The sequence below is a fragment of the Pseudomonas sp. NPDC090203 genome, from assembly GCF_044746765.1.
In the GTDB taxonomy this organism is placed as follows: domain Bacteria; phylum Pseudomonadota; class Gammaproteobacteria; order Pseudomonadales; family Pseudomonadaceae; genus Aquipseudomonas; species Aquipseudomonas putida_AD.
Genome location: NZ_JBIVCV010000010.1, coordinates 41,161 through 54,753, shown reverse-complemented (window position 1 = coordinate 54,753; position 13,593 = coordinate 41,161). Strand labels below are relative to the sequence as shown.

13 protein-coding genes are annotated in these 13,593 nt (G+C 59.7%); 3 read left to right on the top strand and 10 right to left on the bottom strand.

What is annotated here, in order from left to right:
- Nucleotides 1-49: 49 nt before the first annotated feature.
- Nucleotides 50-2,020 carry a DNA primase gene (dnaG, locus tag ACIPO9_RS18010; protein WP_400782553.1) on the bottom strand — a complete coding sequence of 657 codons (1,971 nt, stop codon included), beginning with the start codon at nucleotides 2,018-2,020 and terminating at the stop codon, nucleotides 50-52.
- Nucleotides 2,021-2,266: 246 nt separating this feature from the next.
- Nucleotides 2,267-2,482, bottom strand: coding sequence for a 30S ribosomal protein S21 (gene rpsU / locus ACIPO9_RS18005; RefSeq protein ID WP_002551877.1), 216 nt, complete (start codon nucleotides 2,480-2,482; stop codon nucleotides 2,267-2,269).
- 196 nt (nucleotides 2,483-2,678) lie between these two features.
- Between rpsU and tsaD the strand changes: the two genes are divergently transcribed.
- On the top strand, nucleotides 2,679-3,704 hold the full coding sequence (tsaD, locus tag ACIPO9_RS18000; protein WP_400782550.1) for a tRNA (adenosine(37)-N6)-threonylcarbamoyltransferase complex transferase subunit TsaD: 1,026 nt from the start codon (nucleotides 2,679-2,681) through the stop codon (nucleotides 3,702-3,704).
- A 54-nt stretch (nucleotides 3,705-3,758) separates the two neighbouring features.
- Here tsaD and plsY read toward each other — a convergent pair whose 3' ends face one another.
- Nucleotides 3,759-4,328 (bottom strand): glycerol-3-phosphate 1-O-acyltransferase PlsY, encoded by a 570-nt coding sequence (gene plsY, locus ACIPO9_RS17995; RefSeq protein WP_400608611.1) that lies wholly within the window; start codon nucleotides 4,326-4,328, stop codon nucleotides 3,759-3,761.
- A gap of 74 nt (nucleotides 4,329-4,402) precedes the next feature.
- Here plsY and folB point away from each other — a divergent pair, with 74 nt between their 5' ends.
- Together folB and folK are read left to right on the top strand one after the other, a co-directional pair.
- The gene (folB, locus tag ACIPO9_RS17990) at nucleotides 4,403-4,756 is read left to right on the top strand and encodes a dihydroneopterin aldolase (RefSeq protein ID WP_274131462.1); all 354 of its coding nucleotides are present in this window, start codon (nucleotides 4,403-4,405) and stop codon (nucleotides 4,754-4,756) included.
- Nucleotides 4,747-5,274: a 2-amino-4-hydroxy-6-hydroxymethyldihydropteridine diphosphokinase gene (folK, locus tag ACIPO9_RS17985; RefSeq protein WP_400782547.1), complete on the top strand. Its 528-nt coding sequence runs from the start codon at nucleotides 4,747-4,749 to the stop codon at nucleotides 5,272-5,274. The genes folB and folK overlap by 10 nt, the downstream gene beginning before the upstream one ends.
- A 101-nt stretch (nucleotides 5,275-5,375) precedes the next feature.
- On the opposite strand, the gene ACIPO9_RS17980 is transcribed toward folK, so the two are convergent.
- The 7 genes from ACIPO9_RS17980 to apaG all read right to left on the bottom strand — a co-directional run bounded on the left by ACIPO9_RS17980 (nucleotide 5,376) and on the right by apaG (nucleotide 13,526).
- Nucleotides 5,376-6,605 carry a multifunctional CCA addition/repair protein gene (locus ACIPO9_RS17980; protein ID WP_400782545.1) on the bottom strand — a complete coding sequence of 410 codons (1,230 nt, stop codon included), beginning with the start codon at nucleotides 6,603-6,605 and terminating at the stop codon, nucleotides 5,376-5,378.
- 72 nt (nucleotides 6,606-6,677) lie between these two features.
- Nucleotides 6,678-8,240: a SpoVR family protein gene (locus tag ACIPO9_RS17975; protein ID WP_274131459.1), complete on the bottom strand. Its 1,563-nt coding sequence runs from the start codon at nucleotides 8,238-8,240 to the stop codon at nucleotides 6,678-6,680.
- Nucleotides 8,237-9,508: a YeaH/YhbH family protein gene (locus ACIPO9_RS17970; protein WP_274131458.1), complete on the bottom strand. Its 1,272-nt coding sequence runs from the start codon at nucleotides 9,506-9,508 to the stop codon at nucleotides 8,237-8,239. The genes ACIPO9_RS17975 and ACIPO9_RS17970 overlap by 4 nt, the downstream gene beginning before the upstream one ends.
- Nucleotides 9,509-9,677: 169 nt before the next feature.
- On the bottom strand, nucleotides 9,678-11,600 hold the full coding sequence (locus ACIPO9_RS17965; protein ID WP_274131456.1) for a PrkA family serine protein kinase: 1,923 nt from the start codon (nucleotides 11,598-11,600) through the stop codon (nucleotides 9,678-9,680).
- A gap of 287 nt (nucleotides 11,601-11,887) precedes the next feature.
- Nucleotides 11,888-12,208 carry a thiosulfate sulfurtransferase GlpE gene (gene glpE, locus ACIPO9_RS17960; protein ID WP_400782542.1) on the bottom strand — a complete coding sequence of 107 codons (321 nt, stop codon included), beginning with the start codon at nucleotides 12,206-12,208 and terminating at the stop codon, nucleotides 11,888-11,890.
- Nucleotides 12,209-12,264: 56 nt separating this feature from the next.
- Entirely contained in the window at nucleotides 12,265-13,146 is an 882-nt protein-coding gene (locus ACIPO9_RS17955) for a symmetrical bis(5'-nucleosyl)-tetraphosphatase (RefSeq protein WP_274131453.1), read from the bottom strand.
- Complete coding sequence (apaG, locus tag ACIPO9_RS17950; protein ID WP_400608606.1) at nucleotides 13,146-13,526, bottom strand: Co2+/Mg2+ efflux protein ApaG; 381 nt, start codon at nucleotides 13,524-13,526, stop codon at nucleotides 13,146-13,148. Before apaG ends, ACIPO9_RS17955 begins: the two co-directional genes overlap by 1 nt.
- Between the last annotated feature and the right edge of the window lie 67 nt (nucleotides 13,527-13,593).

Below are 13,593 nucleotides of genomic sequence, written 5' to 3'. Positions count from 1 at the left end.
GGTCTTGGCGGGCAAAAAACAAGCCGAGGATTATACCCGAGCTAGGACCTCACGCGCCAGTTGAGGTCGGGGTTTGTGCAGGAACTTTGCGATTTAACAGGTTGAGTAGCTGAACTTTTTCGTCCGCGCTCAACCCTGACTGCCGTTCCTTCCTGATTAACTGATCCAGGCTTCGCTCGCGTTGGCGGGCAGACAAGCTAGTTATAGTGTCGAAAAACTGTTGTTCAAGGTTATCGGCCGAGATCAGCCATTCCTTTTCCGCCAGTTGTCGTAATAATCGTCCCTGATCGGTCCCGTGCCAGCGTGCGATCAGTTGCAGCGATCGCAGCTTCGGGTTTTTCTGCAAGGCTTCCAGCAACGCCACCAGCAATTGCGAGTAAACGTTGTCTTCGGCTGCGAAATGGCTGGTATCTTCCACTTTCTGCGACAGGTCAGGATGGTGCAGCAAGGTCCTGAGTGCCGTCAGTGTCGGTGGCTCGACCGTGGCCGGGGTACGCGGGGCGCGAGGTTCAAAATCCGGCCGCTTGCCGTTCTTGTCCCACTTCTTGCCCTTTTCCCACGGCTTGTTTTCCCATTTCTTCTTCTGGCCACCCGGTGCCTGCGGTGTCCATTCCTGCTGCGGCTCGTAGGCGTCATGCGGCTGGTAATCGCCGTAATCGGGCACCGAGTCGTAGTCGAAGCCCGGGTCGTATGCCGGCGGAGCCTCAGGTGGTGCGCTCTGCACCAACTGATTGACCGCTGCGGTATCCAGCCCGGTGATTTCCTTGAGGCGCCGACGCATCAGTTCGCGCAGGTTGGCACCCGGTACTTTCTCGATCAGCGGTGCGGCCAGGGTGACCATGTGCGCCTTGCCTTCCAGCGAGCGCGGGTCCGCTTCCTTGGTCAACTGCTCGAAGAAGTAATCGGCCAGCGGCTGTGCGTGCTGGTTGATCCTTGCCTTGAACGCATCGGTGCCTTCGGCGCGCACCAGGGTGTCCGGGTCTTCGCCCTCGGGCAAAAACAGGAACCGCGCGCGACGACCATCCTGCAAGCTTGAAAGTGTAGCTTCCAGCGCTCGCCAGGCCGCGTTTCGCCCTGCCTGGTCACCGTCGAAACAGAACAGCACGTTGGGCACTACGCGGTACAGGCGCTTCAAATGCTCTTCGCTGGTTGCGGTGCCCAGTGTCGCGACGGCATTGCGCAGGCCTTGTTGGGCCAGTGCGATGACGTCCATGTAACCTTCGACAACGATGATCTCGTCGAGGTTGCGATTGTGTTTGCGTGCTTCGAACAGCCCGTACAGTTCCTGACCCTTGTGAAACACCGGTGTTTCCGGCGAGTTCAGGTATTTGGGCTTGTCGTCGCCCAGTACGCGGCCGCCAAAGGCGATCACCCGGCCGCGCGAGTCGCGAATGGGAAACATCACCCGGTCGCGGAAGCGGTCGTAGCGTTTGCCGGTTTCGGCATTTTCGATCAGCAGGCCGGCATCGATCATGGCCTTCTGCTGAAGGGTGTCGCTGCTCAGGTGCTTGTAGAGGTTGTCCCAGCCCGGCGGGGCGAACCCCAGGCCGAAGTCGCGGGCAATCTCCCCCGAAAGGCCACGGCCTTTGAGGTAGTCCACTGCGGATTTTCGTGTCGGATGGCTTTTCAGCGCGGCACGGTAGAAATCGGCGGCGGCGGTCAATAACGGGTAAAGCGGCGAATCAACGGGTTGCCGGGGCTTTTGGCCGCGTACGCCCTGTTCGCGGGGTACTTCCATGCCGGCGGCTTTGGCAAGATCTTCGACGGCCTGGGGGAAATCCAGGTTGTCGTGGTCCATGATGAAGCCGAGGGCGTTGCCACCTGCGCCACAGCCAAAGCAGTAATAGAACTGTTTGTCGGGGCTGACACTGAACGACGGTGTCTTTTCCTTGTGGAAAGGACAGCAGGCGCTGAAGTTCTTGCCGGTTTTCTTTAATTGAACGCGTGAGCTGACAACATCGACGATGTCGGTGCGGTTCAGGAGGTCGTCAATAAAACCTTGAGGGATCAGTCCGGCCATGGCGTTCTCATCATCAGGCGCCCCGCCAGAACGATCGTGGCGAATCCAAAGCGTAACGACGGTTGCTCGGTCAGTGTAGACCGGCCAGCGATGCCTGAAGCAGGCAGGAAGAGTTCGACGGAGTGTGTCTAGGTCGCATCTGCGGCGTCGACAGCCTCGGTCTGTGTAGCGTGAGGCTAAAACTGCAACTGCCGGCAGCCCGGCTTGTGGGCCGGGCGAGGCAGAAGCTTGCGACGAACGTCTGTATTAGTACAGACGAACGGCGCGGCGCTGTTCGCGCTGTACTTTCTTGGCGTGACGTTTGACAGCAGCAGCTGCCTTGCGCTTACGCTCAGAAGTCGGCTTCTCGTAAAATTCGCGGCTACGAACTTCAGCCAGAACACCGGCTTTTTCGCAGGAGCGCTTGAAACGACGCAGAGCTACGTCGAAGGGTTCGTTCTCTTTAACTTTGACGGCTGGCATCCAGAGCTACCTTCATTCATTACCGGGGTCAACGCCTCGTGCAACGCTTGCACTAAGTACGTCGGTTTTTAAGGGTTGCGGATGTTAACCCCTTGTCGCGAGGAATGCAAAGCCTCTGATCGAAAACCGCTGGTCGCAGGCATGAGCGGCGACTATTATGCGCGCCTTCGAATTTGGCCTCAACAAGGCGTATCCCATGTTAGTACTGGGTCTGGAAACCTCTTGCGACGAAACCGGCGTTGCGCTGTACGACAGCGAACGTGGCCTGCTCGCCGATGCATTGTTCAGTCAGATCGACCTGCACCGTGTCTACGGCGGGGTGGTGCCCGAGCTTGCCTCGCGCGATCACGTCAAACGCATGCTGCCGCTGATCCGGCAAGTGCTGGCCGAAGCCGACTGCGCGGCCACCGAGATCGACGCCATCGCCTACACCGCAGGCCCGGGCCTGGTCGGCGCGCTGCTGGTGGGGGCTTCCTGCGCCCAGGCGCTGGCCTTCGCCTGGGACATTCCGGCGCTGGGTGTACACCACATGGAAGGGCATCTTCTGGCGCCGATGCTGGAAGAAACGCCGCCAGAGTTTCCGTTCGTCGCTTTGTTGGTTTCCGGTGGCCATACCCAACTGGTTCGTGTCGATGGCATCGGCCATTACGAGCTGTTGGGCGAGACCCTGGATGACGCCGCCGGCGAAGCTTTCGACAAGACCGCAAAAATGATGGGCCTGAATTATCCGGGTGGCCCGGAAATCTCCCGTCTGGCACTCAAGGGCGTCGAGGGGCGTTTCACCTTCCCGCGGCCAATGACCGACCGTCCGGGCCTGACTTTCAGCTTCAGCGGCCTGAAAACCTCCGCCCTGAACACCTGGCAGCAGTGCCAGAGTGCTGGAGACGACAGCGAGCAGACCCGTTGCGACATCGCGCTGGCCTTCCAGCAGGCGGTGGTGGAGACTCTCACCATCAAGTGCAAGCGCGCCCTGAAGCAGACCGGCCTCAAGCGTCTGGTGATCGCCGGCGGTGTGAGTGCCAACCGTGCGTTGCGCGCTTCGCTGGAGCAGATGCTCGACGGCCTGGGCGGCAATGTGTATTACGCACGGCCCGAGTTCTGCACCGATAACGGCGCGATGATCGCGTTCGCCGGTTGCCAGCGTTTGCAGGCGGGCCAGAAGGAAGACCTGAGCATTATCGTCCAGGCCCGTTGGCCGATGGAGCAATTGCCGGGCCTGTAATGCAGGGGCTGGTCGACGAAAAAGGCTCGAATGAGCCTTTTTCAGCTTATGGGATTAAAAATGCCGTTCGCGCCCGGCGAACAGGTCGCGTAAATTGCCGCGATGTCGCCAGACGATCAGCAAGGTCAGCACGCTCATCGGCACCAGTGCGTGGGGTTGCTGCCAGGCCAGTAGTGGCAGGGTCAGCGGCGTTGCGATCAACGAAGCCAGTGAGCTGGTGCGGGTCAGGTAGAACGTCAGCAGCCAGGCGGCGATGGCCAGCAAGGCGGCGGGGAAGTAGAGTCCCAGCAGCATGCCGGCAGCGGTGGCAACACCCTTGCCGCCACGGAAGCGGAAGTACAGCGGAAACAGGTGCCCCAGAACGGCGCAAACGCCGATCCAGGCCTGTTGACGAGGATCCAGTCCGATCCAGCTGGCGAGCAGCACGGGCAAAAGCCCTTTGCAGACGTCGCCGATCAGGGTCAGGATCGCGAGCTTCTTGCCCGCCAGGCGCAGCATGTTGGTAGCGCCGGCGTTGCCTGAACCGCTGGCGCGCGGGTCCGGACTGCCGGTGATGCGGCTGAGCAGGATGGCGAAGGACAGTGAGCCGAGCAGGTAGGCGACGATCGCCAGTGACCAAAACATGCTAACCATTCCGGGCGAGGATGGCTTGATTCTAACGGCGCATCGCGCCCTTGTCGTGCAACGGAGAGAAAGGCTTGGACAGAGTTTTCATTGAGGGTCTGGAAGTCGACACGGTGATCGGCGCCTACGACTGGGAACGCAGCATTCGCCAGTGCCTGCGTCTGGACCTGAGTTTTGCCTGGGACAACCGCCCTGCGGCAGCCGGTGACGACCTGAGCAAGGCGCTCGACTACGCCAGCGTTTCTGCCCGTATTCAGGCGTTTGCCGAAGTTTCGAAGTTCGAACTGGTCGAGACCTTCGCCGAGCGCCTGTGCGAGGTGCTGATGAGCGAGTTCAACATTCCCTGGATGCACCTCAAGCTGACCAAGCCGGGCGCCGTTCCAGCCGCCAAGGGCGTGGGTGTGGAGATCGAGCGCGGATGTCGCTGACACGGATTTTCCTGGGCCTGGGCAGCAATATCGACCGCGAGCAGCACCTGTGCGCCGGGCTCGATGCACTGGCCGGCTTTCTCACTGACATGAGCTGCTCGCCGGTGTTCGAGAGCCATCCGGTGGGAATCAAGAGCGGGCCGTTCTTCAATCTGGTGGTGTCGGCGCTCACGGACTTGCCGCTGATCGAACTGGACCGCCGCTTGAAGTTCATCGAGGCCGATAACGGCCGGTATGCGCCGGATCGCAAAGGCTTGCCGCTGGATATCGATGTGCTGCTGTTCGACGAACATGTCGGCAATTTCGACGGACTGGTGCTCCCGCGGGCCGAGATTCTGAAGAATGCGTTCGTGTTGTGGCCGCTGTCGCTGATTGCGCCGGAACGTTTGCACCCGGGGGTGGGTGTGCCGTTTGCGCGGTTGTGGGCTGATACGCAGATCGATCAGCAGTTGTGGCCAGTGGCGTTCGAATGGCGCGGTGATCAACTGACGCCAGAGGCGTTGTTGATCACCCACTGACCCGTAGCAGCACGGCTTGCCGGCGGGGGCGGTGTGTCTGTCACAGATGAATCGACTGATACACCGCCCCCGCCGGCAAGCCGTGCTGCTACGGGGGTATCTCAGGGTTGGTATGAGGCCTTGTAGGCCGTCAGGGTATCCAGCCGCTCGCGTTTGAGCGCTTCACCCAGCTCCTGTCCTTGAAAACCCTGGTCGAGCAACGGCTGCACCGCGACTTGCCGGGCGGCCTCGGCGGCGCCGCGCAGGTACTGCGCCTGTGGATAACTGCGGTCTTCGAATCCCTTACGCCCCCGGGCGTCCATCTCGCAGGAAACGATAAACTCCTCGAAGCGCTGTGGCCGGCGATAGACGTCGAAGCTCTGCAGCAGGTCGAGCAGCGTCGATGGCTTAAGCTCCAGGGCACGGTGGCCATGGGTGTGATACTGGCCAACTAGCAGCGCCAGTTCCTGGCAATCCCTTGGCACCTTGAAGCGAAGGTTAACCGCCTTGATCGCCTTGAGCCCTTTGTGCTCATGGGCGATATGCCGAGGCCATTCTTCTTCGGGCGTCAGGCCCTTGCCCAAGTCATGGAGCAGGCAGGCCCAGCGCACGCTCAAGGGTTGTTCATGCAGCGCCGCCTGATGCAGAACGCTCAGCACATGCAGGCCGGTATCAATTTCAGGGTGATGGGCTTCAGGCTGAGGGATGCCGAACAGGGTGTCGATCTCCGGCATCAGCACCTTGAGCGCCCCGCAGTCACGCAGGACCTGGATGAACACCTGAGGCTCTTTTTCCATCAAGGCGCGGGAAATTTCCTTCCAGCTGCGCTCGGGCGTCAAGGCCTGCAGTTCGCCCGAGCCGCAGAGCCTGCGCATCAGGTCCAGGGTCTCAGGCGCGATGGTGAAACCGTCAGGGGCATAGCGGGCAGCGAAGCGCGCAACCCGCAAGACACGAAGGGGATCTTCTTCGAACGCCGGCGATACGTGACGCAAAATGCGCAGTTCAAGATCACGCTGGCCATGGAAGGGATCGGTCAGGTGGCCGTCCTTGTCTTCTGCAATGGCATTGATGGTCAGGTCGCGGCGGATCAGATCCTCTTCGAGCGTGACTTCAGGGTCTGCGTGAAACACGAATCCGCCATAGCCCGGAGCGGTCTTGCGCTCGGTACGGGCCAGGGCATATTCCTCACCGGTCAGCGGGTGCAGAAATACCGGGAAGTCTGTTCCGACCGGCCGATAGCCCTTGATGAGCATCTCGTCGGTTGTCGCACCGACGACCACCCAGTCAGTGTCAGCCACAGGTTTGCCCAGCAGGCGATCACGCACGGCGCCGCCAACTTTATAGATCTGCATAAAAAAAGCCTCCGTAAGCGCGACAGGATAAACCTAATGTCACGCGTGCGGAGGCGGCAATTGCGTTATCCCCTAAAGGTGAACGACCGCGAGGTCGAGCCGGGGATATTCACTGTCAGCGTGTTCGCTTCTCGGTGGCACGTGGTGGACTTTCATGATCTGGTCGCCCTGGAGCGTTTCCAGATGGATATCGAAACCCCACAGGCGATGCAGGTGTTTGAGCACCTCGTCGGTGGAGTCGCCCAGCGGTTTGCGGTCATGCTGCTGGTGGCGCAGGGTCAGGGAGCGGTCGCCCCGACGGTCGATGCTGTAGATCTGAACGTTGGGTTCACGATTGCCCAGATTGTACTGGGCGGCCAGAGTCTCTCTAATGGTTCTGTAGCCGGTTTCGTCATGGATGGCAGGCACCAGCAGATCGTCTTTCTGGTCGTCATCCAGGATGCTGAACAGCTTCAGGTCACGAATGACCTTGGGTGACAGGTACTGCAGGATGAAGCTCTCGTCCTTGAAGCTGCTCATGGCGAACTTCACGGCAGTGAGCCAGTCTGTGCCAGCAAGTTCGGGGAACCAGCGGCGATCCTCTTCGGTTGGGTGTTCGCACATGCGGCGGATGTCCTGGTACATCGCAAAGCCCAGGGTGTAGGGGTTGATCCCGCTGTAGTACGGGCTGTCGAAGCCGGGCTGGAACACCACGCTGGTGTGGGACTGCAAGAATTCGAGCATGAATCCGTCAGTGACCAGGCCTTCGTCGTACAAATCATTCATCAAGGTGTAGTGCCAGAACGTCGCCCAGCCTTCGTTCATGACTTGGGTCTGGCGCTGTGGATAAAAATACTGCGCGATCTTGCGCACGATGCGCACCACTTCACGCTGCCATGGCTCCAGCAAGGGCGCGTGCTTTTCAATGAAATAGAGGATGTTTTCCTGCGGTTCTGCGGGGAAGCGCGAGTAATCCTCCTTGTCGTTCTTGTTGGCGTTTTTCGGGATGGTGCGCCACAGATCGTTGATCTGCTTCTGCAGATGCTCTTCCCGATCCTTCTGCCGGCGGCGTTCTTCTTCGGCCGAGATAGGGTAGGGGCGCTTGTAGCGGTCGACGCCGTAATTCATCAGCGCGTGGCAGGAGTCGAGCAGGTCCTCGACGGCGTCGATGCCGTGGCGCTCCTCGCATTGCATGATGTACTGCTTGGCGAACACCAGGTAATCGATGATCGAGCTGGCGTCGGTCCAGGTGCGGAACAGGTAATTGCCCTTGAAGAAGCTGTTGTGGCCATAGCAGGCATGGGCCACGACCAGGGCCTGCATGCAGATGGTGTTTTCTTCCATCAGATAAGCGATGCACGGATCGGAGTTGATGACGATCTCGTAGGCCAGACCCATCTGCCCGCGTGAGTAGGATTTTTCGGTGCTCAGGAAATGCTTGCCGTAGGACCAATGGTGATAGCCCAGCGGCATGCCGACCGACGCATAGGCGTCCATCATCTGCTCGGCGGTGATCACCTCGATCTGGTTGGGGTAGGTGTCCAGGGCATAACGCTCGGCGATGCGGCTGATCTCCCGGTCATAGGCCTGGATCAGTTCGAACGTCCACTCTGAACCCGTGGAAAGGGGTTGGCGTTTCTGCTCTCTACCGGTCATGTCACTAACCTGCGCTGGAAGAGTTCACGGAATACCGGATAGATGTCACCGGCAGAGACCAGCTGCTGCTGGGCGAACGTGTCGGCGAAGGCTTCGCCGATGCGCTCGTATTCGAACCACAGCGCCTGATGCTCGCGTGGGGTGATTTCGACGTAAGTGTAGTACTGCACGAACGGCATGATCTGGTTGATGAGAATGTCGCGGCAGATGGGCGAGTCGTCGTTCCAGTTGTCGCCGTCCGAGGCCTGGGCTGCGTAGATGTTCCACTCGTTGGTGGGGTAGCGCTCGGCCATGATTTCCTGCATCAGTTTCAGGGCGCTGGAGACGATGGTGCCGCCGGTTTCCCGGGAATAGAAAAACTCCTCTTCGTCCACTTCCCGCGCACTGGTGTGATGGCGGATGAACACCACTTCGATCTTGTCGTAGTTCCGCTTCAGGAACAGGTACAGCAGGATGAAGAAGCGCTTGGCGATGTCCTTGGTCGCCTGGGTCATGGAGCCCGAGACGTCCATAAGGCAGAACATGACGGCCTTGGAGCTGGGGTTGGGTTGCTTGACCAGCAGGTTGTACTTGAGGTCGAAAGTGTCCAGGTAGGGTACGCGCTTGATCCGTGCCTGCAGACGTTCGGCTTCGATTTCCAGCTCCTGGATGTCGCCGAAGTTGTCTGGCTCCTCGCGTTTCAGGCGCTCGAGTTCGGCGAGTACTTCCTTGAGTTTGGCCCGGCTGCTGCCAGACAGCGCGATGCGGCGGGCGTGTGCCGAACGCAGCGTGCGAATGATATTGATGCGTGACGGGTTGCCTTCGTTGCTGATGCCCGCGCGCACGGTCTTGAAGGTGTCGGTGCCGCTGAGGTTGCGTTTGACCAGGTTGGGCAGTTCGAGGTCTTCGAACATGAATTCGAGGAATTCTTCCTGGGTGATCTGGAACACGAACTCGTCCATGCCTTCGCCGGAATTGCTCGCCTTGCCAGGCCCTTTGCCACCGCCGCCACCTTGCGGGCGGGCGATGTGTTCACCGGTGGTGAATTCTTTGTTGCCGGGGTGCACGACGGTCTGTTTGCCGCCGCGCCCGTGGTGAAGCACCGGCTCGTCGATGTCGCGGCCGGGAATGCTGATCTGTTCGCCGTGCTCCATATCGGTAATGGAGCGGCGGCTGACGGCTTCTTCCACTGCTTTCTTGATGTGGTCACGGTAGCGGCGCAGGAAACGCTGCCGGTTCACCGTGCTCTTGTTCTTGCCATTGAGACGTCGGTCGATCACGTAGCTCATAGGGGGCCCCTTCGGGGAGCTGCAAGCTTTAAGCCGCAAGCTGCAAGTTTGATTGCAAATTACCCGCCCCAAGCGGCAGGCCTCAAGTATGCCGGTGCCTTATCCAGCGCACCGGATTGCTCTTGGCTTGCAGCTTGAAGCTTGCAACTTGTCGCTGCTTCGTTGCTGCTTATTGGGATTTCCTGACCCGCAGGTACCACTCGGAGAGCAAGCGAACCTGTTTGTCGGTGTAGCCCCTTTCGACCATTCGGGTAACGAAGTCGTTGTGCTTCTGTTGATCCTCTTTGCTGGCTTTTGCGTTGAAGCTGATGACCGGCAGCAGATCCTCGGTGTTGGAGAACATTTTCTTCTCGATCACCACGCGCAGCTTCTCGTAGCTGAGCCAGGTCGGGTTCTTGCCGTTGTTGTTGGCACGGGCACGCAGCACGAAGTTGACGATCTCGTTGCGGAAATCCTTCGGATTGCTGATGCCAGCGGGTTTCTCGATCTTCTCCAGTTCTTCGTTCAGGGCCACGCGGTTGAGGATTTCCCCGGTTTCCGGATCGCGATACTCCTGATCCTGAATCCAGAAGTCCGCGTAGAGCACATAGCGGTCGAAGATGTTCTGGCCGTACTCGCTGTAGGACTCCAGGTACGCCGTCTGGATTTCCTTGCCGATGAATTCGATGTAGCGCGGCGCCAGGTATTCCTTGATGAAGCGCAGGTAGCGCTCGCGGGTTTCGGCCTGGAACTGTTCCTGCTCGATCTGCTGCTCCAGCACGTACAGCAGGTGAACCGGGTTGGCGGCCACTTCGTGCGGATCGAAGTTGAAGACTTTCGACAGAATCTTGAAGGCAAAGCGGGTGGACAGGCCATTCATGCCTTCATCCACGCCGGCGCTGTCGCGATATTCCTGGATCGACTTGGCCTTGGGATCGGTGTCCTTGAGGTTCTCGCCGTCGTAGACCCGCATCTTGGAGTAGATGTTCGAGTTTTCAGGCTCCTTGAGGCGCGACAGCACAGTGAACTGAGCGAGCATTTTCAGTGTGTCGGGCGCGCAATGGGCCTTGGCCAGCGAGCTGTTGAACAGAAGCTTGTCGTAGATCTTGATCTCGTCGCTGACGCGCAGGCAGTACGGCACCTTGACGATGTAGATCCGGTCGATGAAGGCTTCGTTGTTCTTGTTGTTGCGGAAGGTGTGCCACTCCGATTCGTTGGAGTGGGCCAGCAGGATACCGGTGAACGGGATCGCGCCCAGGCCTTCGGTACTGTTGTAGTTACCTTCCTGGGTGGCGGTGAGCAGTGGGTGCAGGACCTTGATCGGCGCCTTGAACATCTCCACGAATTCCATCAGGCCCTGGTTGGCCCGGCACAGCGCGCCCGAGTAGCTGTAGGCATCGGCGTCGTTCTGTGGGTATTCCTCGAGCTTGCGGATGTCGACCTTGCCGACGAGCGCCGAGATGTCCTGGTTGTTTTCATCACCAGGTTCGGTCTTGGCCACGGCGATCTGGTTGAGGATCGACGGATAGAGTTTGACCACCTTGAACTGGCTGATGTCGCCCCCGAACTCGGCCAGTCGTTTGGTCGCCCATGGCGACATGATGGTGTTGAGGTAGCGGCGCGGGATGCCGTAGTCCTCTTCGAGGATCGTCCCGTCTTCAGTGGGTTTGAACAGGCCCAAGGGCGATTCGAAAACCGGCGAGCCCTTGATGGCGTAGAAAGGTATTTTTTCGACCAGCTGTTTGAGTTTTTCAGCCAGGGACGACTTGCCGCCGCCTACAGGGCCGAGCAGGTAAAGGATCTGTTTCTTCTCTTCCAGGCCCTGGGCCGCATGGCGGAAGTACGAGACGATTTGCTCGATGCAGTCCTCCATGCCGTGGAAATCCTCGAACGCCGGATAGCGCCGGATGACCTTGTTGGAGAAGATTCGTGATAGCCGGGAGTTGGTCGAGGTGTCGAACAACTCAGGCTCGCCAATGGCCATCAGAAGACGCTCTGCGGCTGAGGCGTATGCGCTGCGATCGGTTTTGCAAAGCTCCAGGTACTCCTGTAGCGAGAGCTCTTCCTGGCGTGTCGATTCAAAGCGTTGTTGGAAGTGGCTAAAAATACTCATGACGTCACCTCGCTCGATACGTGGAGCCGGCGGCGGATCGTCAGTCGATGTTGGATGGACGCCGATCACTCGACAACCATTTACCCCCCAAACACCATAAAAGTAGCTACCGATGACCCGCGCGCCGGTGTACCGGCTCTCCCCTGATTCGGATGGCCTGAGGTAAGGATAGATCGGAATCGCGCATACAAAGAAGGAATGCGCGTGAAGGCAGGCTTACCGTTCGTCAGTTGAGGGCGCGAGCCCGCGTAGAACGCGGGATCGGGCGTCAAAAAAATATTTTCGAATCAGCCTTGTGCGGTTTCTGCGGGGAAAGTGGTTTTCCACAGTTCGAAACCGCCATCCATGCTGTAGACCTCGGAGAAGCCCTGACCTACAAGATAGGCTGCGGCGCTCTGGCTGGAGTTGCCGTGGTAGCAGACGACGACGAGCGGTTTGTCGAGATCGGCATTGCGGATGAAATCGGCAATGGAATGATTGTCCAGATGATGCGAGTCGGGGATGTGGTTGCTGGCGAACGTCTGTGCGTCGCGAACATCGACCAGCACCGCGCCTTTTTCACGCAGGACCTGGGCCTGCTCCGGCGGAATGCGTTTGAAGTCGGTCATGGCGTGGGCTCCTGGGCCGTTGGGTTCTCGACGGTTCGAGAACGGAAAAGGGAATTCTAACGCCGGGCTGCGATGGAGTCGCCAGTGCCAGGGTTGCTGGATGTTGAAGGGGCAAGGTTGCCGCGCTCGTCGCAGTCGCAGTGGATCAACTGTCGGGTATCGACGTTGAGCATGCGCATCCTGCCGCCCCACACGCAGCCGGTGTCCAGGGCGTAGACGCCAGGCTCTTCGCATCGCCCTTCTAGGGCAGCCCAATGGCCGAAGATGATGTTCAGGCCGCGGGTCTTGCGATCCTTGTGGCTGAACCATGGCAGGTAGCCATCTGGAGCGCTGTCCAGGCCTTCCTTGCTCTTGAGGTCCAGCTTGCCGTCAGCGGTGCAGAAGCGCATGCGCGTGAAGTAATTGGTGATGACCCGCAGCCGCGTGACGCCGTGCAGGTCCTTGTCCCACTTGGCCGGCTCGTTGCCGTACATCCCATCCAGAAACGGCTCGAACAGGTTGTCGTCGCGCAGGGCCTCTTCGACTTCTTCGGCGCAGCGCAGGGCCTTCTTCAAGGTCCACTGCGGCGGGATCCCTGCGTGCACCAGGGCGATGTCACGCTCGGCGTCGTAGTGCAGCAGCTTCTGCTGGCGCAGCCAGTCGAGCAGGTCCCTGGCATCGGGCGCTTCGAGGATTTCGCGCAGGGTGTCGCCCTTTTTCAGGCGTTCGATGTTGCGCCCGGCAGCCAGCAGGTGCAGGTCGTGATTGCCCAGCACGCAGACCACGGAGTCGCGCATGGCATAGAGGTAACGCAGGGTTTCCAGCGACTGGGGACCGCGATTGACCAGGTCGCCCACCAGCCAGAGTGTGTCTTTGCCACGTTCGAACGAAACGCGCTCCAGCAGGCATTTCAGAGGTTCAAGGCAACCTTGCAGATCGCCGACCGCGTAAACCGTCATCAGTGAAGCGCCCCCGGTACCGCCAGCCGGAAGGGGGCGATGACCGCGTCGAAGCGTTTGCCGTCTTCGGCGAGCATCTGATAAGTGCCCTGCATGTTGCCGACCTTGGTCGTCATCACGGTGCCGCTGCTGTAGGTGTGGCTTTCTCCGGCCTGGATCAGCGGCTGCTGGCCCACGACGCCCTCGCCGCGAACTTCTTCGACATGGCCGTCGCCGTCGGTGATCACCCAGTGACGCGACAGCAGCTTGGCAGGCAGTTCACCGTTGTTGTGCACGGTGATGGTGTACGCGAACGCAAAGCGGTTCTGCTCGGGCTGAGACTGTTCGGCGAGGAAGCGGGTAACGACGCTGACGTCGACCTGATAACGAGGATCGGACATGCGAGAGGCCTTAAAGCGGGAGCGGAAAAAGCCGGAAAAGCCCGGAAAGGGTTCAGTCTAGGACATG

Coding starts and splice junctions, on each gene's coding strand:
- folK (WP_400782547.1), top strand. CDS start 4,747: ATGTCGCTGACACGGATTTTCCTGGGCCTGGGCAGCAATATCGACCGC.
- ACIPO9_RS17980 (WP_400782545.1), bottom strand. CDS start 6,605: ATGCAGATCTATAAAGTTGGCGGCGCCGTGCGTGATCGCCTGCTGGGC.
- ACIPO9_RS17975 (WP_274131459.1), bottom strand. CDS start 8,240: ATGACCGGTAGAGAGCAGAAACGCCAACCCCTTTCCACGGGTTCAGAG.
- rpsU (WP_002551877.1), bottom strand. CDS start 2,482: ATGCCAGCCGTCAAAGTTAAAGAGAACGAACCCTTCGACGTAGCTCTG.
- plsY (WP_400608611.1), bottom strand. CDS start 4,328: ATGTTTTGGTCACTGGCGATCGTCGCCTACCTGCTCGGCTCACTGTCC.
- glpE (WP_400782542.1), bottom strand. CDS start 12,208: ATGACCGACTTCAAACGCATTCCGCCGGAGCAGGCCCAGGTCCTGCGT.
- dnaG (WP_400782553.1), bottom strand. CDS start 2,020: ATGGCCGGACTGATCCCTCAAGGTTTTATTGACGACCTCCTGAACCGC.
- tsaD (WP_400782550.1), top strand. CDS start 2,679: ATGTTAGTACTGGGTCTGGAAACCTCTTGCGACGAAACCGGCGTTGCG.
- ACIPO9_RS17955 (WP_274131453.1), bottom strand. CDS start 13,146: ATGACGGTTTACGCGGTCGGCGATCTGCAAGGTTGCCTTGAACCTCTG.
- ACIPO9_RS17970 (WP_274131458.1), bottom strand. CDS start 9,508: ATGAGCTACGTGATCGACCGACGTCTCAATGGCAAGAACAAGAGCACG.
- apaG (WP_400608606.1), bottom strand. CDS start 13,526: ATGTCCGATCCTCGTTATCAGGTCGACGTCAGCGTCGTTACCCGCTTC.
- ACIPO9_RS17965 (WP_274131456.1), bottom strand. CDS start 11,600: ATGAGTATTTTTAGCCACTTCCAACAACGCTTTGAATCGACACGCCAG.